Here is a 20,387-nt window from a genome sequence, read left to right as displayed (position 1 = left end):
ATGACTGTCCGCAAGAACCAGGCCCTGCTGACCGCCGACGAGAAGCGGCGGTTCGTCGCCGCCCTCCTGGAGCTGAAGCGCAACGGCCGCTACGACGCGTTCGTCACGACCCACAACGCCTTCATCGTCGGTGACACCGACAACGGGGAGCGCGTCGGCCACCGTTCACCGTCCTTCCTGCCCTGGCACCGCAGATTCCTGCTGGAGTTCGAGCGCGCGTTGCAGGAAGTCGACGCCTCGGTCGCGCTGCCGTACTGGGACTGGAGCACCGACCGCTCGATACGGTCCTCGCTGTGGGCGCCCGACTTCCTCGGCGGCACCGGGCGCAGTCGGGACGGACAGGTGATGGACGGGCCGTTCGCCGCGTCCACCGGCAACTGGCCGATCAACGTGCGGGTCGACGGCCGTACGTTTCTGCGCCGCTCGCTCGGCGCGGCCGTGCGGGAGCTGCCGACCCGGGCCGAGGTGGAGTCCGTGCTCGCCATGGCGACGTACGACATGGCGCCCTGGAACAGCGGGTCGGACGGTTTCCGCAACCACCTCGAAGGCTGGCGCGGCGTCAATCTGCACAACCGGGTCCATGTCTGGGTCGGCGGGCAGATGGCGACCGGTGTGTCACCCAACGACCCGGTGTTCTGGCTGCACCACGCCTACATAGACAAGCTGTGGGCGGAGTGGCAGCGGCGGCACCCCGGCTCGGCCTATCTGCCGGCCGCCGGGACGCCGAACGTGGTCGACCTGGGCGACACGATGAAGCCGTGGAACGACGTGCGTCCCGCCGACCTGCTGGACCACACCGCGCACTACACGTTCGACGCGGCCTGAGACGCCGTAGGGACCGCCAGTAGGGAGCGCCCGTTCGGACCGCTCGTTCGGACGGCCGTCAGGCCTCGGCGGTACGGCAGTCCGGGTGGCCCCAGCCCTGGGGGTTCTTGGCGATGGGCTCGCCCGCCGCGTAGCCGCGGCCGCAGATGCAGCGGCCGGGGAACTTGGCCTTGATGGTGCGGGAGGAGCTGCCGTTCTTACGGGTCGCGGCGGCCTTGCGGCGCGGGGCCTTGGCCGACGGGGTGTCCGGGGAGGGCGGCGGCTCGGGTGAGCCGAGGCCGCTGCCCGCGGGTTCCTGGACGGTGGCCGCCTGGCTGGCGGCGCGGTCGGCGAAGTCGTTCAGCGGGTCGCCGTCGACCTGGTGGGCGGGGACGTAGCGGAACTCGACGGTGCGGCCGTCGAGCAGTTCGTCGATGCGCACGACCAGGTCCTGGTTGGCGACGGGCTTGCCGGCGGCCGTCTTCCAGCCGTTGCGCTTCCAGCCCGGCAGCCAGGTGGTGACGGCCTTCATGGCGTACTGCGAGTCCATCCGGATCTCCAGCGGTACGCCGGGGTCGGTCGCCGTGAGCAGGCGTTCCAGCGCGGTGAGTTCCGCGACGTTGTTGGTGGCCCTGCCGAGCGGGCCCGCCTCCCACCGAGTAGGGGTCTCCTTGCCGTCGGCGACGACCCAGGCCCAGCCCGCCGGCCCGGGGTTTCCCTTCGAAGCCCCGTCGCACGCGGCCACAACTCGTTCACGCATGCGCCGATCATGCCATGGGTGGGCCGGGTGCCAGGTCGCGGAGCCGTTCAGGAGACGTCGCTGAGCTTGGGCATGTCGCCCTCGGTCGTACTGGTGTCGATCACCGAGAAGTTCGCGCCCTGCGGGTCGCTCAGCGCCGCGAACCGGCCGAAGGGGCTGCTCATCGGGCCGAAGCGCAGCACGCCGCCGAGCTTGGTGGCCTTGGCGACGGCGTCGTCGCAGTCGGGGACGTTGAAGTAGACGTTGATGTAGGGCGGGACCTCGGGCGGGAAGTCGTCGGTCATCTTCATCCGGCCCAGGGCCATGGTCTCCTTGCCGAGGGTGTAGAGGCGGAAGTCGATCGCGTCGTCCTCCATCTGCTGCTGCCCGTAGCCGAAGACGGCGGGGAAGAAGGTGTCGGACTTCTCCGGTTCGCGAGTGAAGACCTCCGCCCAGCAGAAGGCGCCGGCCTCGTCCATCGCCGTTTCGAAGCCCTCGTGGGCGCCGGCCTGCCAGACACCGAAGACGACGCCGCCGGGGTCGCGGGCCAGGCACATGCTGCCGAAGTCGCCGACCGCCATCGGCTCCATCAGGATCTCGCCGCCGTTCTCACGGATCGTGGCGGCGGTCGCGGCGACGTCGGAGGAGGCGAAGTACAGGCACCACTGGGACATGCCCTCCTGGCCCGGCATGGGCGGGACCACCGCGGCGGCGGCCTTGCCGTTCGCGTAGGCCTGGGTGTAGTTGCCGTACTCCGACGACGCCTCGCCGAAGGTCCAGCCGAGGACGTCGCCGTAGAAGTTCTTGGCTCCCTCGACGTCGCTGAACATCGCGTCGGCCCAACAGGGGGTCCCTTGAGGTTGCACGGCCATGGCTGCGGCCCTCTTCCGGCTCGGTGAGTTGTCCGGATTCTCACGCTAGTCACCCGTGGGGCCGGTCGCGCGCCGAATGGCGGCTTCCGTTCCAGACTGGGGGCAGACGGCGCCGCGAGACCAAGGGGGCACGGTATGGCCGACGAGACGATGCGCGCGTGGTCGGTGATCGAGCCCGGGCCGGTGGAGGAAGGGTCCCTGCGGCTCGTCGAGAAGCCGGTGCCGGTGCCGGAGGACGACGAGCTGCTCGTGCGGGTGCGCGCGAGTGGGGTGTGCCGTACGGATCTGCACGTCGCGGAGGGGGAGCTGCCGGTGCGCCGGCCGGGGGTCACGCCCGGGCACGAGGTGGTCGGCAAGGTGGCCGGGGCCGGGGCGGCGGTGCGTGGCTTCGACGTCGGGGAGCGGGTGGGGGTGGCCTGGCTGCGGCGCACCGACGGCACCTGCGCCTACTGTGCGCGCGGCGCCGAGAACCTGTGCCCGGCCTCGCGGTACACGGGCTGGGACGCCGACGGCGGTTACGCGCCGTACACGACCGTACCGGCCACGTACGCCTACCGGCTGCCCGGCGGCCTCGACGATGTGACGTCCGCACCGCTGCTGTGCGCCGGGATCATCGGCTACCGCGCGCTGCGGCGGGCGGCCCTGCCTCCGGGCGGGCGGCTCGGGCTGTACGGCTTCGGAGGCAGCGCCCATCTGTGCGCGCAGGTGGCGCTGGCCGAGGGCGCCACCGTGCACGTGCTGACGCGGGGCGCGGCCGCGCGCAAGCTGGCGCTCGACCTGGGCGCCGCCACGGCGCGCGACGCGTACGAGATGCCGCCGGAGCCGCTGGACAGCGCGATCCTGTTCGCGCCGGTCGGCGACCTGGTCCCCGTCGCGCTGCGGGCCCTCGACCGGGGCGGCACGCTGGCGATCGCCGGCATCCACCTCAGCGACGTCCCGGCGCTGCGCTACACGAGCGAGCTCTTCTACGAGAAGCAGCTGCGCAGCGTCACCTCCAACACGCGTCAGGACGGCCGGGAGTTCCTGGCGCTCGCCGCCGAGCACGGTGTGCACGCCACGACGCACACATATCCGCTGTCGCGGGCCGACCAGGCACTCGTGGATCTCAAGGCCGGGCGGTTCGACGGGGCGGCGGTGCTGGTGAACGACCTGCTCTGAGCGTTCCGTCGCCGCGTGCGGGGGCACGGGAGGGGAGCGTGATCACTCACGGTGTGCCCACTGCCTCGTACGGCAGGTTTGTACCTCCAGGGCCTGAAGTCGCCCCGTTCACGCCCTGACCCGGCCGCCTCCCCGGCTGTTGGCTGGTACCGCGCATGGCCAGCCCGCTCATCTCCCGGGAGGGAATGTGTCCACACCGGATAGCGCCACCGGTCCCGTCATCGACGAACCCGATCCCGAACCCCAGTCCGACGGTCAGCTCACCAGCCTCAGTACCCAGGCGGCCCGGCAGCTCGCCACGACCACCAAGTCCGAACCCCAGATGCAGGCCATCAGCTCGCGCTGGCTGCTGCGGATGCTGCCCTGGGTGGACGTCAAGGGCGGCACCTACCGGGTCAACCGGCGTCTGCAGCTGCGCATCGGCCGCGGCCGGGTGCAGTTCGAGCAGAACGGTGCCGACGACATCAAGGTCATCCCCGAGACACTCACCGAACTGCCGGTACTGCGCGGCTACTCCGACACCGACGTCCTCAGGGAGGTCGCCACCCGTTTCCGGGTCCGCGAGGTCCGCGCCGGCCAGGTGCTCGTCGAGGCCGGGCAACCCGTCACGGAGGCCTACCTCGTCGTGCACGGCCGGTTCACCCGCTTCACGGAAGGCAAGTACGGCGAGGAGGAGATCCTCGGCGTCGTCACCGACGGCGACCAGATCGGCGACGAGGCCATCGGCCGGCACGACCCGCTGTGGCTGAGCTCGGTGCGGGCGGAGACCGCCGGTGTGCTGCTGGTGCTCCCCTGGACCGTGGTCGAGGAGTTCACCGACCGGGTGCCGTCCCTCGCGGCGCACCTGGAGGCCTTCGCCGAGCGGCAGCGGCTGCCGATGAACCGCAAGGGCGAGGCAGACGTCCCGGTGCAGGCCGGCCACATCGGTGAGCCGACCATCAACGGCGGCTACGTCGACTACGAACTCGCCCCGCGCGAGTACGAGTTGTCCCTCACCCAGACCGTGCTGCGCGTCCACACCCGGGTCGCCGACCTCTACAACAACCCGATGGACCAGACCGAGCAGCAGCTGAGGCTGACCATCGAGGAGATCCGCGAGCGCCAGGAGTGGGAGCTGGTCAACAACCGGGAGTTCGGGCTGCTGCACAACGCCGACTACGGGCAGCGCATCAGCACCTTCACCGGGCCGCCGACCCCGGACGACATGGACGAGCTGCTGTCGATGCGCCGCAAGACCAAGCTGTTCATCGCCCATCCGAAGGCGATCGCGGCGTTCTTCCGGCAGTGCAACCGGCGCGGCCTGGTGCCCGGCACGGCGAGCGTCGAGGGCCACGAGATCCCCGCCTGGCGCGGTGTCCCGATCTTCCCCTGCAACAAGATCCCGATCAGCCCGCAGCACACCAGCAGCATCATCGCGCTGCGCACCGGAGAGGGTGACCAGGGGGCCATCGGGCTGTACCAGACCGGGATCCCCGAGGAGTACCAGCCCGGTCTGAACGTGCGGTTCATGGGAATCGGCACCAACTCGATCATCCGCTATCTCGTCACCGCCTACTACTCGCTGGCGATCCTCGTGCCCGACGCGGTCGGAATCCTCGAGAACGCCCAGATCGGCCGGACGGCCGAGTGACCGCGTGGAGCACGTCATGAGCACGTCCGCCTTCTCCCTGCCGGGCCCACCGAAGGTGGCGAGCACGCTGCGCACCCGCCGCGGCGGGGCGATTCCGGGGCTGCGGTACCGGCAGGTCGCGCCCGCCGACCCCGGGAAGGCCGCGGAGGTCGACCGCAGGCTGGAGGCCTGGGCTCGGCGGCTTGACCTGTTCCCCGAGGCGTGGAAGGGGGACTTCTCGGGGTTCCAGTTCGGGCGGGCCGTGGTGCTCCAGCATCCGGAGGCGGCCGATCTGGAACGGCTGACGGTCGCCGGTGAGCTGCTGCTCGCCGAGAACGTCGTCGACTCCTGCTACTGCGAGGAGGACGAGGGCCGGGGCGGGGCGCGCCGGGGCCTCGGGGGCCGGCTGATCATGGCCCAGTCGGCGATCGACCCGTACCACGGCATTCCCGAGCTGGAGGAGGAGTGGCGGGAGGGCGTGCGGGCCGACGGTCCGCTGCGCTCGTACCACTTCGCCCTCGCGGACTACGCCGGCTTCGCCACGCCCAGCCAGACCGACCGTTTCGTGCACGACATCGCCCGACTGCACCTGGGCTATCTGGCCGAGGCCGCCTGGGCGGAGACCCGGTATGTGCCGCGCGTCTGGGAGTACCTGGTCATGCGGCAGTTCAACAACTTCCGTCCGTGTCTGTCGATCGTGGACGCCGTGGACGGCTACGAACTGCCCGAGGCGGTCTACGCCCGGCCCGAGATCCAGCGGATCACGGCGCTCGCCTGCAACGCGACCACGATCGTCAACGACCTGTACTCCTTCACCAAGGAGCTGGCGAGCGACCCGACCCACCTCAACCTGCCGCAGGTCATCGCGGCCAACGAGCGGTGCGGGCTCAAGGCCGCCTATCTGAAGGCCGTCGAGATCCACAACCGGATCATGGAGGCCTTCGAGGAGGAGTCCGCCCTGCTGTCCGCCACCTCGCCCCTCGTCGAGCGCTACACCCGAGGCCTGTCCGACTGGGTGGCCGGCAACCACGAGTGGCACGCCACCAACAGCCACCGCTATCACCTGCCCAACTACTGGTAGAGCGCGATCGCATGACAGAACGTCAGACACAACGGCACGAGGAGTCACCGTTGACCATCGCCCCCGAAGCCGGCACCACCACCGCCCCGGTGCCGTCCCAGTCCACGTACCAGACCCGCGTCGCGGACTACTGGAACGCCGAGGAGAACCCGGTCAACCTCGAACTCGGAAAGATCGACGACCTGTACCACCACCACTACGGCATCGGCGCCGCCGACCGCTCCGTGCTCGACGAACCCGATCCGGGGCTGCGCCGCGAGCGCATCACCGCCGAACTGCACCGGCTGGAACACGCCCAGGCCGAACTGCTCGCCACCCACCTGGGCCCGCTGACGCCCGCCGACCGTGTCTTCGACGCGGGCTGCGGACGCGGCGGCGGCAGTGTGGTGGCGCATCTGCGGTACGGCTGCCAGGCGGACGGCGTCACGCTCTCCGCCAAGCAGGCCCAGTTCGCGAACGAGCAGGCCCGCAAGCGGGACATCGACGACCGGGTCCGCTACCACTGCCGCAACATGCTCGACACCGGACTGCCGTCCGGGGCGTTCGCGGCGTCATGGAACAACGAGTCCACGATGTACGTCGAGCTGGACCTGCTGTTCGCCGAGCACGCCCGGCTGCTGCGCCGCGGCGGCCGCTATGTGGTGATCACCGGCTGCTACAACGACACCTACGGGCGTGCCTCCCGCGAGGTGTCGCTCATCAACGCCCACTACATCTGCGACATCCACCCACGCTCGGCGTACTTCCGGGCCATGGCCCGCAACCGGCTGGTTCCGGTCCATGTGGAGGACCTCACCGAGGCGACCATCCCCTACTGGGAGCTGCGCCGCGAGGCCGAGCACCTGGTGACGGGCATCGAGGACACGTTCCTGGACGCGTACAGGAACGGCAGTTTCCAGTACCTGCTGATCGCGGCGGACCGTATCTGAACGACGGTTCTGAGCGGGGGTTCTGAACGACCGTCGGGACCGCGTCGGTCATGGGCATTCCGTGGCCGACGCGGGTCTTCCCCCGTGGGCCCCGCTGTGCTTGCCTGGGGAGCCGTTTTTCGGTGTCCGGGGCGGGAGTTGCCGTATGCGCAAGCCGTGGGTCGTCGGGGTGCTGCTGGCCGCCGTGCTCCTCGGGGCGTGCGGGGACCCGGCGTCCGAGCCGGAGGCCGCCGCGCCGCCCGAGGTGCCTCAGGCGTCGGCCACCACCCACCAGCGGGCGCCCGCCTCGCCCGGCACCTCTGCCACGGCGCCCGCCGCGAAGGCGCCCTCCGTGCTGTATCTGGGCGACTCGCTCGCGATGGAGGCGCAGCAGGTGCTCGGGCAGGAGCTGCGCCGCGAACTGCGGGCGACGTACACGAGCGCCCCGTACTCGGGCACCACGGTGTGCGACTACGTGGAGGGCACGGGCAAGCGGTCCCTCGTCCCGGTCGCGGACAAGGCGGCCGCCCTGGTACGCAGGCTGCGGCCGGACTTCGTGGTGCTTCAGTTCTGGGGCAACGCGTGGGGCTACACACCGTGCATGGACGGGATCACCTACGACGCCTCCCCCGAGAAGTACTTCAAGCGGTACGCGGCCGACATCAAGCGGCTCGCCGACCAGATCGCGGCCGCCGGGGACGCGCGGATCGTCTGGGTCGCGCAGGGCCCGGACCCGATCACCCCCGACCGGGTCCGGCGCGTCAACGCCCTCTACGAGGAGCGGGCCGCCGCCTCGGGCGACCTGGTCGCCGACGCGGGCAAGGCGGTGAGTGCGGCCGGGGCACGCTACTCCTGGGTCCAGTACCTGCCGTGCACGGCCTACGAGCGCGAACACGCCGAGTACTGCACTCAGCCGGGCCGCGACCGGACGGCGCTGCACCGCGACGACGACTACCTGCACTTCTGTCTGGCGCCCACGACCTCGAAACCGAAGCCGTGCCCGGTCCGCTCCCCCGGGATCCTGCGGATCGCCCTGGCGATCACTCGGGCGATCCGCGAGAACCTGTAGGCCCGGGCTCACTCGCCCGCGTATGCCTTGTCCAGGGCGGCGATGTCGAACTTGCTCATCGCCATGAACGCCTCGGTCACGCGGGCCGTCTTCGCCGGGTCCGGGTCGGTGATCATCTCCTGGAGCCGGTCCGGGACGACCTGCCAGGACACGCCGTACCTGTCCTTGAGCCAGCCGCACGGGCCGGGCTCGCCGCCGTTCTCGGTGAGCTTGGCCCAGTAGTAGTCGATCTCCTCCTGGTTCTCGCAGAAGATCATGAAGGAGGTCGCCTCGGTGAACTTGAACTGAGGACCGCCGTTGAGCCCGAGGAACTTGTGGCCGTTGGCCGTGAACTCGACCGTCATCACGCTGCCCGCGGGCTGCATCGCTCCCTCGGGGTAGTACGCGACCTTGCCCACGCTGGAGTTCTTGAAGACCGAGACGTAGAAATGGGCGGCCTCCTCGGCCTGGCCGTCGAACCAGAGACACGTGGTGAATCCGTCGGTTGCCATCAGTACCTCCTGGGCGTGCGGGACGCTGTCATCTGTGTCGACCGATCCTCGCGCCGGAACTCATCGGTCGCGTGGCCGGTTAATCCAGATGGCCGCTACACCCTTCGGCACTAGCATCCCGTTCATGACGTCTTCGCCCACCGACAGCGGCATCCATCCCTTCCGTATCGCCATACCGCAGAGCGACCTGGACGATCTCCACCGCCGCCTCGACGCCACCCGATGGCCCGACGAACTTCCCGGGGTGGGATGGGCGTACGGGGTTCCGTCGGAGTATCTGCGCGAGCTGGTGCGGTACTGGCGGCACGCATACGACTGGAGGGCCGCAGAGGCACGGCTGAACGAGTGGCCGCAGTTCACGACCGAGATCGACGGCGCGCATGTGCACTTCGCCCATGTCCGCTCCCCCGAGCCCGATGCCACCCCGCTGATCGTCACGCACGGCTGGCCGGGCTCGATCGTCGAGTTCCTCGACATCGTCGGCCCATTGACGAACCCGGCCGCGCACGGCGGTGACCCCGCCGACGCCTTCCACGTCGTGCTGCCGAGCATCCCCGGCTTCGGGTTCTCCGGGCCCACCCGGGAGACCGGCTGGGAGGCGCGCCGGATCGCCGACGCGTGGGTGGAGCTGATGACCCGCCTCGGCTACGACCGGTTCGGCGCCCAGGGCGGCGACTGGGGCGCGGGCATCTCCCGCGAGCTGGGCCGCGTCCACCCCGACCGGGCCATCGGCATCCATCTCAACCTGCTGCCCGGCGCGCAGGCGGCCACCGAGCCGACGCCCGAGGAGTTGGAGGCGCTCAGCCCGCGGGAGCGGGAGCGCACGCTCACCTCGTGGCGCCGGTGGGCCGAGTGGTTCCGCGACGGCACGGGCTACTTCCATCAGCAGTCCACCCGGCCGCAGACCCTGTCGTACGCGCTCACGGACTCGCCGGTCGGTCAACTCGCCTGGATCGTGGAGAAGTTCCAGGAGTGGACGGACTCCGAGCAGCTGCCGGAGGAGGCCGTCGACCGGGATCTGATGCTCACGAACGTGATGCTGTACTGGCTGACGGGTACGGCCGGTTCGTCCGCCCGCGTCTACTACGAGCGGGCCCACGCCACGGGCGACCGGATCGCCGCTCCGCACGAGCCCTCGACCGCCCCGACCGCGGTGGCCTCCTTCCCCGGCGATCCGCAGATCCCGCTGCGCCACAAGGCGGAGCGCACGGAGAACATCGTGCGCTGGACGGAGCTCGACCGGGGCGGGCACTTCGCGGCGATGGAGGAGCCCGACCTGCTGGTGGACGACGTACGGGCGTTCTTCCGGCAGTTGCGCGAGAAGGGCTGACCCGGCGCTCTGCCCATGCTCTGCCCGTGGCGAATCTGCCGCGGGCAGAGAAACCTCGTTCCGGCCTCGTCCGCGGTCAACAGTGGAGTCGACGGCATCCACGCCACGACGAGGAGAACCGATGACACCACTCACCACACTCGCTCCGCGGGCGGAGGAGGGCGACACCCCTCCCACCCGCTTCGACGACCAGCTCGCGTCCCAGCTGCTGGCGCAGCGCATCGTCCTGCTGGGCACCCAGGTCGACGAGGTCTCCGCGAACCGCATCTGCGCCCAGTTGCTGATCCTCTCCGCGGAGGACCCGCGCACCGACATCGCCCTGTACATCAACAGCCCCGGCGGCTCGGTGCACGCGGGGCTCGCCATCTACGACACGATGCGGCTGATCCCGAACGACGTCTCGACGCTCGCCATGGGCTTCGCGGCCAGCATGGGCCAGTTCCTGCTGAGCGTCGGCACCGAAGGCAAGCGCTACGCGCTGCCGAACGCGCGGATCATGATGCACCAGCCGTCGGCGGGCATCGGCGGCACGACCGCGGACATCGAGATCCAGGCGGAGAACCTGGAGTTCACCAAGAAGACCATCGAGCGGATCACCGCGGAACACACCGGCCAGAGCGCGGAGACCATCTCCCGGGACGGCGACCGCGACCGCTGGTTCACGGCCGAGGAGGCCAGGGAGTACGGCATGGTGGACCGGGTGGTGGAGTCCCTCACGGACGTCCGCCCGGCTTCCTCCCGACGACGGATGGGGCTGTGACATGGGGACCTACACGATTCCGAACGTCGTCGAGCGCACCCCGCAGGGCGAGCGGTCCTACGACGTGTTCAGCCGGCTGCTGTCGGAGCGGATCATCTTCCTCGGCACGGAGATCGACGACGGCGTCGCCAACGTCGTCATCGCGCAACTGCTCCATCTGGAGTCGGCGTCGCCGGAGAGCGAGGTCGCGATCTACATCAACTCCCCCGGCGGATCGTTCACTTCGCTCATGGCGATCTACGACACGATGACGTACGTGCAGGCGCCGATCTCCACGTTCTGCGTCGGCCAGGCGGCGTCCACGGCGGCCGTACTGCTGGCCGGAGGGGATCCGGGCCGGCGGTTCGTGCTGGAGCACGCGCGCGTGCTGCTCGGTCAGCCCGCCAGCGGCGGCAGCCGGGGCGTGGTGTCCGATCTCGCCCTGCAGGCCAAGGAGATGGTCCGGATCCGCTCGCAGGTCGAGGAGGTGCTGGCCCGGCACACGCACCACGACATCGCGACGCTGCGTGCGGACATGGACCGCGACAAGGTGTTCACCGCACAGGAAGCGGTGGCGTACGGGCTGGCAGACGAGGTGGTGAGCCGGCGCCTCGTGCGGGTCTGAGGGCGCCGGCGCGTCCTCACGCCGCCAGGCACATCCCGTCGTACGGCGCACCGGCCCTGCTGCGGCCGGCGGTGGGCACCCGGCGGCTGGTGATCCGGACGAGTTCGCCCTGCGCACGCGACAGCAGGTCGCCGAGGCCGAGTCCGAGGGCGTGGGCGGCGGCCGCGAGGACCTCCGAGGAGGCCTCCTTGCGGCCCCGCTCCACCTCCGAGAGATACGGCATGGAGATCCGGGCCGCGTCGGCCACGTCCTTGAGTGTGCGCTCCTGGGTCAGGCGCTCGCGGCGCAGGACATCGCCGACCAGGTCACGCCACAGGGGTTCCTTGGCCTCCCCCTGCTGTGACGGAGCGGCGGCCGGGCGCGCGGCAGGCGGGCGCAGCGGGATGACGCGGGCTTCGTTCGGCGGTTGGTTGCTCACCTGTTCAGACTAGATTCCCCGGCGCTCGTGGGAAGGGATCAGCGTTCTGCTCTGGGGAGAATCGCCGGGCGGGGACGGTGGGGCCGGGCAGGGCCAACTCACCCCTGCGGCGACGGTGTTCGGCCGGTCCGTCACTCGTCGGTCAGTCGCAGCAGTGCCCGCACCCGCTTGCCGACCGGCACCTTTTCCACGGTGACCTCCGCCGCGAGCGCGTGCACTATCTCCAGGCCGTGTCGGCCGACCCGTTCCGGGTCCTTGGGGTAGCGGCGGGGCAGGGCGGAGCTGCTGTCGTACACGCAGATCATCACCGCGTCGTCCGTGCCCTCCAGGTCCAGGATGTACGGGCCGTTGCTGTGCCGGTCGGCGTTGGTGACCAGTTCGCTGACCACCAGGAGCACCTTGTCCTGGGCGGGCTCGCCGATCGTGGCGCACCACTCGGTCCTGAGCCGGCCCAGGAACCGCGCGGCGAAGGACCGCGCCTCGGCGATGCATCCCGGTTCACCGCTGTAGTGCGCCGCCCGCCGAAGCGGTTCCACGGGCACGTCGAAACCAGTCGGAATCACTGCCCCGTCCACGTGCTCGATCATGCGTTTCTCTCTCGGAAGCCGGACTGGCCGGACGCTGCTGCACCAGTCCTCGTACCCAGTGCGGAGCCGCGCAGTCTCCCTGCAGGTGGCGCTGTACGTCACAGCGACGGAGGGGGCTCCGCCGGCGGGAGAGCCACTCGTCCCGCAGGCCGACGCGGACGGACCTCCCGGAGGGCGCGCCGCCGCGGTGCTGCTTAGCGTGGGCAGGGTGAGCGTGCCGACCCCCACTCGTCCGGCCGTGGCCGGCCACGGCTGGGTGCGGGCCCTCGCCACGGTGCTGGCCGGGCTCGTCTCGATGGGGGTGGTCGCATCGCTGGGGCTGTGGGCGGCCGGGGCCGCGGAGCTTCCGGACAACGCCTTCCCGCGGGTCGTCGCCGCGACCGTGGTCACTGCGGTCGGCGGCACGGTCGAGCTCTCCGGGAACGCCGGTGGGCTGGCCGAGTCCGACGCCGGGCTGACCATGATCCCACTGTCCGTCACGCTCGTCGGAGCCCTCGTCCTGGCCGCCGGTTTCCTGCGGCCGCTGCGGCACCGGGCGGTCACCGGCGCCGGGGAGCTGGCCGGATGGGCCGCCAGGATCGCCGTACTGTGGCTGGCCGGGCTGGTGGCGCTGGCCTACGCCGCCCGCCAGACCTTCTCCCTCTCCCTCGGCGACCTCGGGGAAGACGTCCTGGGCGACCTCGGTGACCTGTTCGGCATCTCACCGGAGGTCGGCTTCACCACGGACGTCCCGGCGACCGTGTTCTTCGGTCTGCTGTGGCTGGCGGGCGTGCTGGTAGTGGCTCTGCTGGTCGCGCGCGGGGCTCCGCTGCCGGGCCGGCTGCTGCGCTTCCAGGAGTCGGTACGACCGGCCGCGTACGCCATGGTGGTGCTGCTGCTGGCGTGGGTCGGGCTGGGTGTCGTCGTCGGTCTGGTCGTCGCGGCGACACACGGGCACGCGGTCGAGACGCTCGCGGTGATCCTGCTCGGGATGCCGAACCTGATGTGGCTCGCCCTCACGATCGGGCTCGGCGCGACATGGAACGGCCGGGTGGAGGGGCCGTTCGGGCTGCCCATGCCGCATGTCCTCGACGAGGTGCTGCGCGGGCGGGACGACGCCGCGCTCAATCTGGGCACGCTCGCCGAGTACGACAGCCGGGTGTGGTGGCTCGTCGCCGTCGACGCGGCCCTGCTGCCGGCCGTCGCGTTCGTGATGGCGAGACGTTCAGCTGCCCGGACGCGCGCCTGGCAGCACGCCGTCCACATGGCGGTCGCTCTCGCGCTGACGGTCCTGATGATCTGCCTCGTCGGCCGGATCTCCGCGCACTACGGCCTGTCGGTCCTGGGCATCGGCGACCTGGGCGGCGATCTGGGCGGTGAGCTGGTCCTGAGGCCCGAGGTGTGGAGCGCGTTCGGTCTGGCGCTGCTGTGGGGGCTGGTCGCCGGGTTCGTCGGCGGGCTGTCGGCGCGGCGGGTGCGGCACCGGGGCGAGATCGCGGCGCGCCGGGAAGGGTGACGCCCGCTCGACGGAGTGGGGGCGGTGCGGGTGAGCGGGCCGCCGTCGTGGGGCACGGTGGGCCACGCGCCGGCCCAGTGCTCAAGAAGGGGATCGCCGCTGTGCGGCTTCATGCGATGGACACGAACAGCGCCGGGATGGTCCGCTGCATGCGCAGCGCGTCCACCGACTCGGCGAGCAGTTCGTACTCGGTGGTGTCGTCGCTCACCGCGAGCCTCACCAGTCGCCCGGCCGCCAACTCGTCGGCGACCAGCTCCTGTTGGCCGACGTCACCGCACCAGGTGCGCAGTACGGCCGGCACGTCGGGCACGGTGTCGCCGACCGGGACGAGCGCGCCCGGCGGGAAGTGCTCGGCGTCGGGCTGCGGGTCTAATCGCTCGGCGATCCAGGAAGCCCGGTCGCGTAACCACCACAGGGCGAGGGCCAGGGTGGGCGCCCTGTAGGTCCCCAGGGGTACACCGATGCGCCGTCCGCCGCATACGCCGTATGCGGTGACATGGCACAGGAACTCGTCGTGCACGTAGCCTCCCCCGTGTTGCCGTGTTCGCCTCTCGGCGGACCTCGCTTCCCGTGCGGCTCGTGAGCGGTGTGTAAGGGTGCCGTCGCCCCATGTGAGGAACCCTCGTAGTCGAGTATGTTGACTACTGAAACACTGTCACCACGACTTTCCGGCCAGTCTCCTGGCATATTCACCGCCGGTGTTGGCCGAAATACGGCGGGTACACGTCAACCTCGGGGAAACGACCGGGCATTACCTCGGGAGTAATCGAGCTTTCCGCACCGGGCGGGCATCGTTGCGGTACCGGGTCGCCGTGACCGGCATCCGGGTTCCGACCAGCAATGACGACCTCATGGACGACCTCGTTGGAGGCTGATCGCCATGCCCGCGTCCACCGACCGCTACGACATCGCCGTGGCCCGCTACTTCGAGGCATGGAACGCCCGCGAGCCCAGTGAGCGGGCCCGGGCGGTCGCCACCGCGTGGACCCCGCAGGGCGGCTACACCGACCCCCTCGCCGACGTCCGCGGACACGAGGGGATCGTGGCTGTCGTCGCGGCGGCGCAAGCACGCTTCCCCGGCTTCGTCTTCCGGCTCACCGGCTCCGTCGACGGCCATCACGACACGGCGCGCTTCTCCTGGGAGCTGGTACGGGAGGACGACGGGTCGGCGCCGGTGGCCGGGTCCGATGTGATCACACTGGACGCCGAGGGACGGATCATGTCCGTCCTGGGATTCCTCGACCGGGTGCCCGCTCGGACGTGAGCGATGAGACGTGAGCGATGAGTTCCGTGCCTCGCGGCGGTCTGACCAGTAGCAGTGAAGGACGAGGACGTCACAGACCGCCGCGATGGAGGACACCATGACCACGAGCGGGAACATGGCCACGAGCGGGAAATTGGACGCGGAATTCACCGCCGTCCTGCTCAAGAGCCCCAGCAAGGGCGGCTGGACCTATGTCGTCTGGCCGGAGTCCGCCGACTTCTTCGGTACCCGCGGGCTGGTCAAGATCCGCGGGACCGTCGACGGACATCCGTTCCAGAGTTCGTTCATGGCTCTCGGAGACGGCACCCACAAGCTCCCCGTGAAGGCCGACGTACGCAAGGCCATCGGGAAACAGGAGGGCGACCGGGTGACCGTTCACCTGACGGAACGGCTCAGCCCTTGATCACCGCGTCGATCCGGGCCAGCTCCTCCGCGTCGAAGTCGAGGTTACGGGCGGCGGCGACGCTGTCCTCGATCTGCTGCGCACTGCTCGCGCCGACGAGCGCCGAGGTCACCCGGCCGCCGCGCAGCACCCAGGCCAGCGCCATCTGGGCCAGGGTCTGGCCGCGGGACTTGGCGATGTCGTCGAGGGCGCGCAGCTGACCCACCAGGTCCTCGGTGAGCCTGTCCGAGTTCAGGAACGGGCTGTCGCTCGCGGCCCGCGAGTCCTCCGGGATGCCGTCCAGGTAGCGGGCGGTCAGCACGCCCTGCTCCAGCGGGGAGAAGACGATGGAGCCGACCTGGAGCTCGTCCAGCGTGTCCAGCAGACCCGACTCCTCCGGGCCGCGGGCCAGCATCGAGTAGCGCGGCTGGTGGATGAGGAGCGGGGTGCCCAGCTCGTCGAGAATGCGGGCGGCCTCACGGGTCTGCTCGGGCGAGTAGTTGGAGACGCCGGCGTACAGCGCCTTGCCCTGCTGCACCGCCGAGTGCAGGGCGCCCATCGTCTCCTCCAGCGGAGTGTCCGGGTCGGGGCGGTGCGAGTAGAAGATGTCGACGTAGTCCAGGCCCATCCGCTTCAGGCTCTGGTCGAGCGACGACAGCAGGTACTTGCGCGAGCCCCACTCGCCGTACGGGCCGGGCCACATGTGATAGCCGGCCTTGGTCGAGATGACCAGCTCGTCCCGGTACGGCGCGAAGTCCGTCTTCAGCGCCTCGCCCAACGCCGACTCGGCGGCCCCGGGCGGCGGGCCGTAGTTGTTGGCCAGGTCGAAGTGGGTGACGCCGAGGTCGAAGGCGCGACGCAGGATGGCTCGCTGGGTCTCGACGGGGCGGTCCGGACCGAAGTTGTGCCACAGTCCGAGGGACAGCGCGGGGAGCTTGAGGCCGCTGCGCCCGGTGCGCCGGTAGGGCATGTTCGCGTAGCGGTCGGTGTGTGCGGTGTACAACGCGACTCCAGAGGGGTTGGCACACGTGTGGACGGTTCCGCAGAACCGGTGCTCGACCGGTATTCCAGTCGCCCTCCACTCTGTCGTGACCTGCGGGCAGTGGTCCAACAGGTAAATCCGATGGGATTCAGCGGTTACGCTGCTCAATCATGGAACTGCGCCATCTCCAGCACTTCGTGGCGGTCGCCGAGGACCAGCACTTCACCCGGGCGGCCGAACGCCTGATGGTGTCCCAGTCGGGCCTGTCGGCATCGATCCGGGCACTGGAACGGGAGTTGCAGACGCCGCTGTTCGTGCGGACGACCCGCCGGGTGACGCTCACCCCGGCCGGGCGGGCGCTGCTGGGCGAGGCGGAGCGGATCCTGGCGCAGGTGCGGGCGGCCCATGAGGCGGTGGCCGCGGTGCAGGGCGTGCTGCGCGGGATGCTGGCGCTCGGGTCGGAGCAGTGCATAGCCGGGGTGCATGTGGCGGGGCTGCTCGCGGCCTTCCGGCGGCAGCATCCGGACGTGGAGATCTGTCTGCGTCAGGCCGGTTCGGGCGCACTCGCGGAGGAGGTCGCGGCCGGGCGCCTCGACATGGCCTTCGCCGTACGGGCCGCGCAGGAGGACACCGACCAGCTGCGGGTCGTACCGCTGACCGGCGAACCGATGACCGTCCTGTGCCATCCGAGCCACCGGCTCGCGGCCGCCGGGGCGGCGGTCACTCCGGAGGAGCTGGGCGGGGAGGTCTTCGTCGACTTCCACCCGGACTGGGGGCCGCGCCGCACCACCGACGCGGTCTTCGCCGCCGCCGGGGTACGGCGGAGCGTCTCCCTGGAGGTCAACGACGTGCACAGCCTCCTGGACCTGGTGGACGAGGACCTCGGCGTGGCCGTCGTACCGCGCCACTTCCGGCACAAGCGGCGGTCACTGACCGCGTTGCCCGTGAAGGTCGCCGACGAGAACGTCTACGAGACGGTCGCCCTGCTTCCGCCGCCGCAGGCCACCAGCCCGGCGGCGCGGGCCCTGATGGCACTGCTGGAGACGGAAGGCGCGTGACGGACGGGTGCGCGATGGTGGAGCCATGCATGCCAAGGACATCCTCATCGACGGATACAACCGCATCCAGGAAGAAGTCCACGCCGCCGTCGAGGGCCTCGGCCCCGACGACCTCCACGCCCGCCCCTCCGCCGACGCCAACTCCGTCGCCTGGCTCATCTGGCATCTCACCCGGGTCCAGGACGACCACATCGCCGATGCCTTCGACCTCGACCAGGTGTGGCTGACCCAGGACTTCCAGAAGACGTTCGGCCTCGACCTGCCACGCCATGACACCGGCTACGGGCACACCCCCGCGAAGGTCGCCAAGGTGCGGGTCGACTCCGGTGACCTGCTGACCCGCTACTACGACGCCGTGCACGCCCAGACCCTCGGGGCCCTGCGGGAGGTGGCCGCCAAGGATCTGGAGCGCATCGTGGACGAGCGCTGGGACCCGCCGGTCAGTCTGGGCGTACGGCTGGTCAGCGTCCTGTCCGACGATCTGCAGCACGTCGGACAGGCCGCCTATGTCCGCGGGCTGCTGAAGAGCCCATAGCCCGCGAGCCGCTTCACAGCGCGGCCGCGTACCCCGGCAGGACGACGTCCTCGATGAGGGCCTTGCGCTCGTCGAAGGGGATGAACGCGCTCTTCAGGGCGTTCACCGTCACCGTGCGCAGGTCCTCGACGGTCCAGCCGGCCTGCTCGACCAGCAGGGACATCTCGCGGGTCATCGTCGTACCCGAGACCAGACGGTTGTCGGTGTTGAGGGTGACGCGGAAGCCGAGGTCCTTGAGCGCGGTGATCGGGTGCTCGGCGATGGAGGTGGCGGCGCCGGTCTGGAGGTTGGAGGTCGGGCACATCTCCAGGGCGATACGGCGGTCGCGCACCCAGCCGGCCAGGCGGCCGAGCTTGCCGTCGACCATGTCGTCGGTGATGCGCACGCCGTGACCGATGCGCTGGGCGCCGCACACCTGGAGGGCCTGGTGGATGCTGGGCAGGCCGTGCGCCTCGCCGGCGTGGATGGTGAACGGGACGCTCTCGCGGCGCAGGTACTCGAAGGCGGCGAGGTGGTCGGCGGGCGGGAAGCCGTCCTCGGCACCGGCGATGTCGAAGCCCACCACGCCCGCGTCACGGAAGGCCACGGCGAGGTCGGCGGCCTCGCGCACGCGGTCGAACATCCGCATCCCGCACAGCAGCGTGCCGACCCGCACCGGAGTACCCGCGGCCGCGGCCTTCGCCATACCGGCGGCGAGGCCCTCCTGGACAGTCTCGACGACCTCGCTCATCGTCAGCCCGCCCCTGGTGTTCAGCTCGGGGGCGTAGCGCACCTCGCCGTAGACGACACCGTCGGCGGCCAGGTCGAGGACGTACTCCTCGGCGGTGCGCAGCAGGCCCTCGCGGGTCTGCATGACGGCGAGGGTGTGCTCGAAGGTGGCGATGTAGCGGACCAGGTCGCCGGAGTTCGCGGCCTCGTAGTACCAGGCGGCGAGCTCGTCCGGGTCGGTGGTGGGCAGGGTGTGGCCGACCGTCTCCGCGAGCTCCACCACGGTGGCGGGGCGCAGGCCGCCGTCGAGGTGGTCGTGCAGGACGGCCTTGGGGAGGCGGCGGATCACTTCGGCGTCTACGCGCGTAGCAGTCATGGCGGGTCTTTCCTTGGGCTTCAGCGAGGTGGTTCGGAGCGGCGGGAGGAGAGGGTGACGGTTCAGTCGGCGGGCTGGAGCAGGTCCCAGCGGTTGCCGTAGAGGTCCCGGAAGACGGCGACGGAGCCGTACGGCTCGTGCCGGGGCTCCTCCAGGAAGGTCACGCCCGCGGCGAGCATACGGGTGTGGTCGCGAGCGAAGTCGTCGGTGTGCAGGAAGAACCCGACTCGCCCACCGGTCTGGTCACCGATCCGGGCGCGCTGCTGGTCCCCCTTGGCCCGGGCCAGCAGCAGACAGGTGCCCTCGTCGCCGGGCTGGACGACGACCCAGCGGGAGCCGTCCGGGCGCGGGGTGTCCTCGACGAGCCGGAAGCCGAGGGCTTCGGTGTAGTGGCGGATCGCCTCGTCGTAGTCGTCGACGACGAGGGTGACCAGGGCGATGCGTCTCATCGGGGCCTTCCGGGAGGTGCGATTGACGGGAGAGGTTATACGTAAAACGTCGCGGACGCCAGTCACCCGCGGGACGGTCCCTCCGTCCGGCCCGGAGACCTAGGACCGAGGCCCGAATCGAGGCGGGCCCCGGGCCCGATCCGCATCGCCCCCTCCCCCCGGTACCGTCCCGGCCATGAAGATCACCAAGCCGCCCCGTGCCCCCGAGCAGCGCAAGCGCGATCTCCTGGCCCGCCTGGAGAAGGAGATGGACATCTGGGTGGCCACGGCCGGCCCCGACGGGCTGCCGTGCCTGGTTCCGCTCTGGTTCGTGTGGCACGGCGAGTCCCTGTGGCTCGCGACCCGGCCGGCCACCCCGACCGGACGCAATCTGCGCGACGGCGGGCGCGCCCGGCTGGCGCTCGGGGACACCTTGGACGTCGTCCTCGTCGACGGCGAGGCGGAGTTGCACGCCGCCGACGAGGTGCCGGCCGCGGCGGCCGAGGCGTTCCTCGCGAAGACGGGCTGGGATCCCCGGGCGGACGAGGCCGCGTACGTCTACTTCCGGGTGCGTCCGCGCCTGGTGCAGGCGCGGAACGGGGAGCACGAGATGCGCGGACGGTATCTCATGCGGGACGGGGTGTGGGTGGTCTGAGCCGGGCGTACCGCTGTCCGACATTCTTTTCACGCACGGGAGTTACCTGGGAGTAATCGCCGGTGGTTTGATGT

The 20,387-nt window shown here is 70.6% G+C and carries 24 protein-coding genes; 15 read left to right on the top strand and 9 right to left on the bottom strand.

What is annotated here, in order from left to right:
* The gene (gene melC2 / locus ACTMVF_RS37375; protein WP_441275525.1) at positions 1 to 825 is read left to right on the top strand and encodes a tyrosinase MelC2; all 825 of its coding nucleotides are present in this window, start codon (positions 1 to 3) and stop codon (positions 823 to 825) included.
* 58 nt (positions 826 to 883) lie between these two features.
* On the opposite strand, the gene ACTMVF_RS37370 is transcribed toward melC2, so the two are convergent.
* Positions 884 to 1,564 (bottom strand): ribonuclease H family protein, encoded by a 681-nt coding sequence (locus ACTMVF_RS37370; RefSeq protein WP_441275524.1) that lies wholly within the window; start codon positions 1,562 to 1,564, stop codon positions 884 to 886.
* A 47-nt stretch (positions 1,565 to 1,611) separates the two neighbouring features.
* The gene (locus tag ACTMVF_RS37365) at positions 1,612 to 2,415 is read right to left on the bottom strand and encodes a VOC family protein (protein WP_441275523.1); all 804 of its coding nucleotides are present in this window, start codon (positions 2,413 to 2,415) and stop codon (positions 1,612 to 1,614) included.
* Positions 2,416 to 2,565: 150 nt separating this feature from the next.
* On the opposite strand from ACTMVF_RS37365, the gene ACTMVF_RS37360 reads away from it, so the two are divergent.
* The 5 genes from ACTMVF_RS37360 to ACTMVF_RS37340 all read left to right on the top strand — a co-directional run bounded on the left by ACTMVF_RS37360 (position 2,566) and on the right by ACTMVF_RS37340 (position 8,240).
* Positions 2,566 to 3,573: a zinc-binding alcohol dehydrogenase family protein gene (locus ACTMVF_RS37360; protein ID WP_441275575.1), complete on the top strand. Its 1,008-nt coding sequence runs from the start codon at positions 2,566 to 2,568 to the stop codon at positions 3,571 to 3,573.
* Between the two features lie 187 nt (positions 3,574 to 3,760).
* Positions 3,761 to 5,203, top strand: coding sequence for a family 2B encapsulin nanocompartment shell protein (locus tag ACTMVF_RS37355; RefSeq protein WP_441275522.1), 1,443 nt, complete (start codon positions 3,761 to 3,763; stop codon positions 5,201 to 5,203).
* Between the two features lie 16 nt (positions 5,204 to 5,219).
* Entirely contained in the window at positions 5,220 to 6,263 is a 1,044-nt protein-coding gene (locus tag ACTMVF_RS37350) for a family 2 encapsulin nanocompartment cargo protein terpene cyclase (RefSeq protein WP_441275521.1), read from the top strand.
* Positions 6,264 to 6,313: 50 nt separating this feature from the next.
* Positions 6,314 to 7,192, top strand: a complete 879-nt coding sequence (locus tag ACTMVF_RS37345; RefSeq protein ID WP_441275520.1) for a geranyl diphosphate 2-C-methyltransferase — start codon at positions 6,314 to 6,316, stop codon at positions 7,190 to 7,192.
* Between the two features lie 145 nt (positions 7,193 to 7,337).
* Positions 7,338 to 8,240 carry an SGNH/GDSL hydrolase family protein gene (locus ACTMVF_RS37340; protein ID WP_441275519.1) on the top strand — a complete coding sequence of 301 codons (903 nt, stop codon included), beginning with the start codon at positions 7,338 to 7,340 and terminating at the stop codon, positions 8,238 to 8,240.
* 8 nt (positions 8,241 to 8,248) lie between these two features.
* On the opposite strand, the gene ACTMVF_RS37335 is transcribed toward ACTMVF_RS37340, so the two are convergent.
* On the bottom strand, positions 8,249 to 8,731 hold the full coding sequence (locus ACTMVF_RS37335; protein WP_441275518.1) for a VOC family protein: 483 nt from the start codon (positions 8,729 to 8,731) through the stop codon (positions 8,249 to 8,251).
* A gap of 124 nt (positions 8,732 to 8,855) precedes the next feature.
* Here ACTMVF_RS37335 and ACTMVF_RS37330 point away from each other — a divergent pair, with 124 nt between their 5' ends.
* The 3 genes from ACTMVF_RS37330 (at position 8,856) to ACTMVF_RS37320 (ending at position 11,425) form a co-directional block, all read left to right on the top strand.
* Positions 8,856 to 10,061: an epoxide hydrolase family protein gene (locus tag ACTMVF_RS37330; RefSeq protein ID WP_441275517.1), complete on the top strand. Its 1,206-nt coding sequence runs from the start codon at positions 8,856 to 8,858 to the stop codon at positions 10,059 to 10,061.
* A gap of 121 nt (positions 10,062 to 10,182) precedes the next feature.
* Complete coding sequence (locus ACTMVF_RS37325; RefSeq protein ID WP_441275516.1) at positions 10,183 to 10,821, top strand: ATP-dependent Clp protease proteolytic subunit; 639 nt, start codon at positions 10,183 to 10,185, stop codon at positions 10,819 to 10,821.
* Between the two features lies 1 nt (position 10,822).
* Entirely contained in the window at positions 10,823 to 11,425 is a 603-nt protein-coding gene (locus ACTMVF_RS37320; RefSeq protein WP_369166634.1) for a ClpP family protease, read from the top strand.
* Positions 11,426 to 11,441: 16 nt separating this feature from the next.
* Here the strand turns inward: ACTMVF_RS37320 and ACTMVF_RS37315 are convergent, their stop codons facing one another.
* Both ACTMVF_RS37315 and ACTMVF_RS37310 read right to left on the bottom strand, forming a co-directional pair.
* A complete protein-coding gene (locus ACTMVF_RS37315; RefSeq protein WP_441275515.1) occupies positions 11,442 to 11,843 on the bottom strand; it encodes a helix-turn-helix domain-containing protein in 402 nt (133 codons plus the stop codon).
* 131 nt (positions 11,844 to 11,974) lie between these two features.
* Positions 11,975 to 12,430: an ATP-binding protein gene (locus ACTMVF_RS37310; RefSeq protein ID WP_441275514.1), complete on the bottom strand. Its 456-nt coding sequence runs from the start codon at positions 12,428 to 12,430 to the stop codon at positions 11,975 to 11,977.
* Positions 12,431 to 12,638: 208 nt separating this feature from the next.
* Between ACTMVF_RS37310 and ACTMVF_RS37305 the strand changes: the two genes are divergently transcribed.
* A complete protein-coding gene (locus tag ACTMVF_RS37305) occupies positions 12,639 to 13,925 on the top strand; it encodes a streptophobe family protein (protein ID WP_441275513.1) in 1,287 nt (428 codons plus the stop codon).
* A 109-nt stretch (positions 13,926 to 14,034) separates the two neighbouring features.
* Here ACTMVF_RS37305 and ACTMVF_RS37300 read toward each other — a convergent pair whose 3' ends face one another.
* Positions 14,035 to 14,445 (bottom strand): hypothetical protein, encoded by a 411-nt coding sequence (locus ACTMVF_RS37300; RefSeq protein WP_441275512.1) that lies wholly within the window; start codon positions 14,443 to 14,445, stop codon positions 14,035 to 14,037.
* A 360-nt stretch (positions 14,446 to 14,805) separates the two neighbouring features.
* Here ACTMVF_RS37300 and ACTMVF_RS37295 point away from each other — a divergent pair, with 360 nt between their 5' ends.
* Entirely contained in the window at positions 14,806 to 15,189 is a 384-nt protein-coding gene (locus ACTMVF_RS37295) for a nuclear transport factor 2 family protein (protein WP_441275511.1), read from the top strand.
* A gap of 115 nt (positions 15,190 to 15,304) precedes the next feature.
* Positions 15,305 to 15,592 (top strand): DUF1905 domain-containing protein, encoded by a 288-nt coding sequence (locus tag ACTMVF_RS37290; protein ID WP_441275574.1) that lies wholly within the window; start codon positions 15,305 to 15,307, stop codon positions 15,590 to 15,592.
* On the opposite strand, the gene mgrA is transcribed toward ACTMVF_RS37290, so the two are convergent.
* Positions 15,582 to 16,574, bottom strand: coding sequence for an L-glyceraldehyde 3-phosphate reductase (gene mgrA / locus ACTMVF_RS37285; RefSeq protein ID WP_441275510.1), 993 nt, complete (start codon positions 16,572 to 16,574; stop codon positions 15,582 to 15,584). The genes ACTMVF_RS37290 and mgrA overlap by 11 nt on opposite strands.
* Positions 16,575 to 16,723: 149 nt before the next feature.
* Between mgrA and ACTMVF_RS37280 the strand changes: the two genes are divergently transcribed.
* On the top strand, positions 16,724 to 17,611 hold the full coding sequence (locus tag ACTMVF_RS37280; RefSeq protein WP_441275509.1) for a LysR substrate-binding domain-containing protein: 888 nt from the start codon (positions 16,724 to 16,726) through the stop codon (positions 17,609 to 17,611).
* A 25-nt stretch (positions 17,612 to 17,636) separates the two neighbouring features.
* Positions 17,637 to 18,146, top strand: coding sequence for a mycothiol transferase (locus tag ACTMVF_RS37275; protein ID WP_441275508.1), 510 nt, complete (start codon positions 17,637 to 17,639; stop codon positions 18,144 to 18,146).
* A gap of 13 nt (positions 18,147 to 18,159) precedes the next feature.
* Here ACTMVF_RS37275 and ACTMVF_RS37270 read toward each other — a convergent pair whose 3' ends face one another.
* Together ACTMVF_RS37270 and ACTMVF_RS37265 are read right to left on the bottom strand one after the other, a co-directional pair.
* Positions 18,160 to 19,230: an adenosine deaminase gene (locus ACTMVF_RS37270; protein ID WP_441275507.1), complete on the bottom strand. Its 1,071-nt coding sequence runs from the start codon at positions 19,228 to 19,230 to the stop codon at positions 18,160 to 18,162.
* A 62-nt stretch (positions 19,231 to 19,292) separates the two neighbouring features.
* Entirely contained in the window at positions 19,293 to 19,679 is a 387-nt protein-coding gene (locus ACTMVF_RS37265) for a VOC family protein (RefSeq protein ID WP_441275506.1), read from the bottom strand.
* A 175-nt stretch (positions 19,680 to 19,854) separates the two neighbouring features.
* Between ACTMVF_RS37265 and ACTMVF_RS37260 the strand changes: the two genes are divergently transcribed.
* Positions 19,855 to 20,313, top strand: coding sequence for a pyridoxamine 5'-phosphate oxidase family protein (locus tag ACTMVF_RS37260; protein WP_441275505.1), 459 nt, complete (start codon positions 19,855 to 19,857; stop codon positions 20,311 to 20,313).
* Positions 20,314 to 20,387 lie beyond the last annotated feature (74 nt).

This window comes from Streptomyces sp. SD31 (assembly GCF_052068475.1).
Taxonomy (GTDB): Bacteria; Actinomycetota; Actinomycetes; order Streptomycetales; family Streptomycetaceae; genus Streptomyces.
Note: the sequence above shows the minus strand (reverse complement) of the source record. Positions and strands in the feature narration are given on the sequence as shown.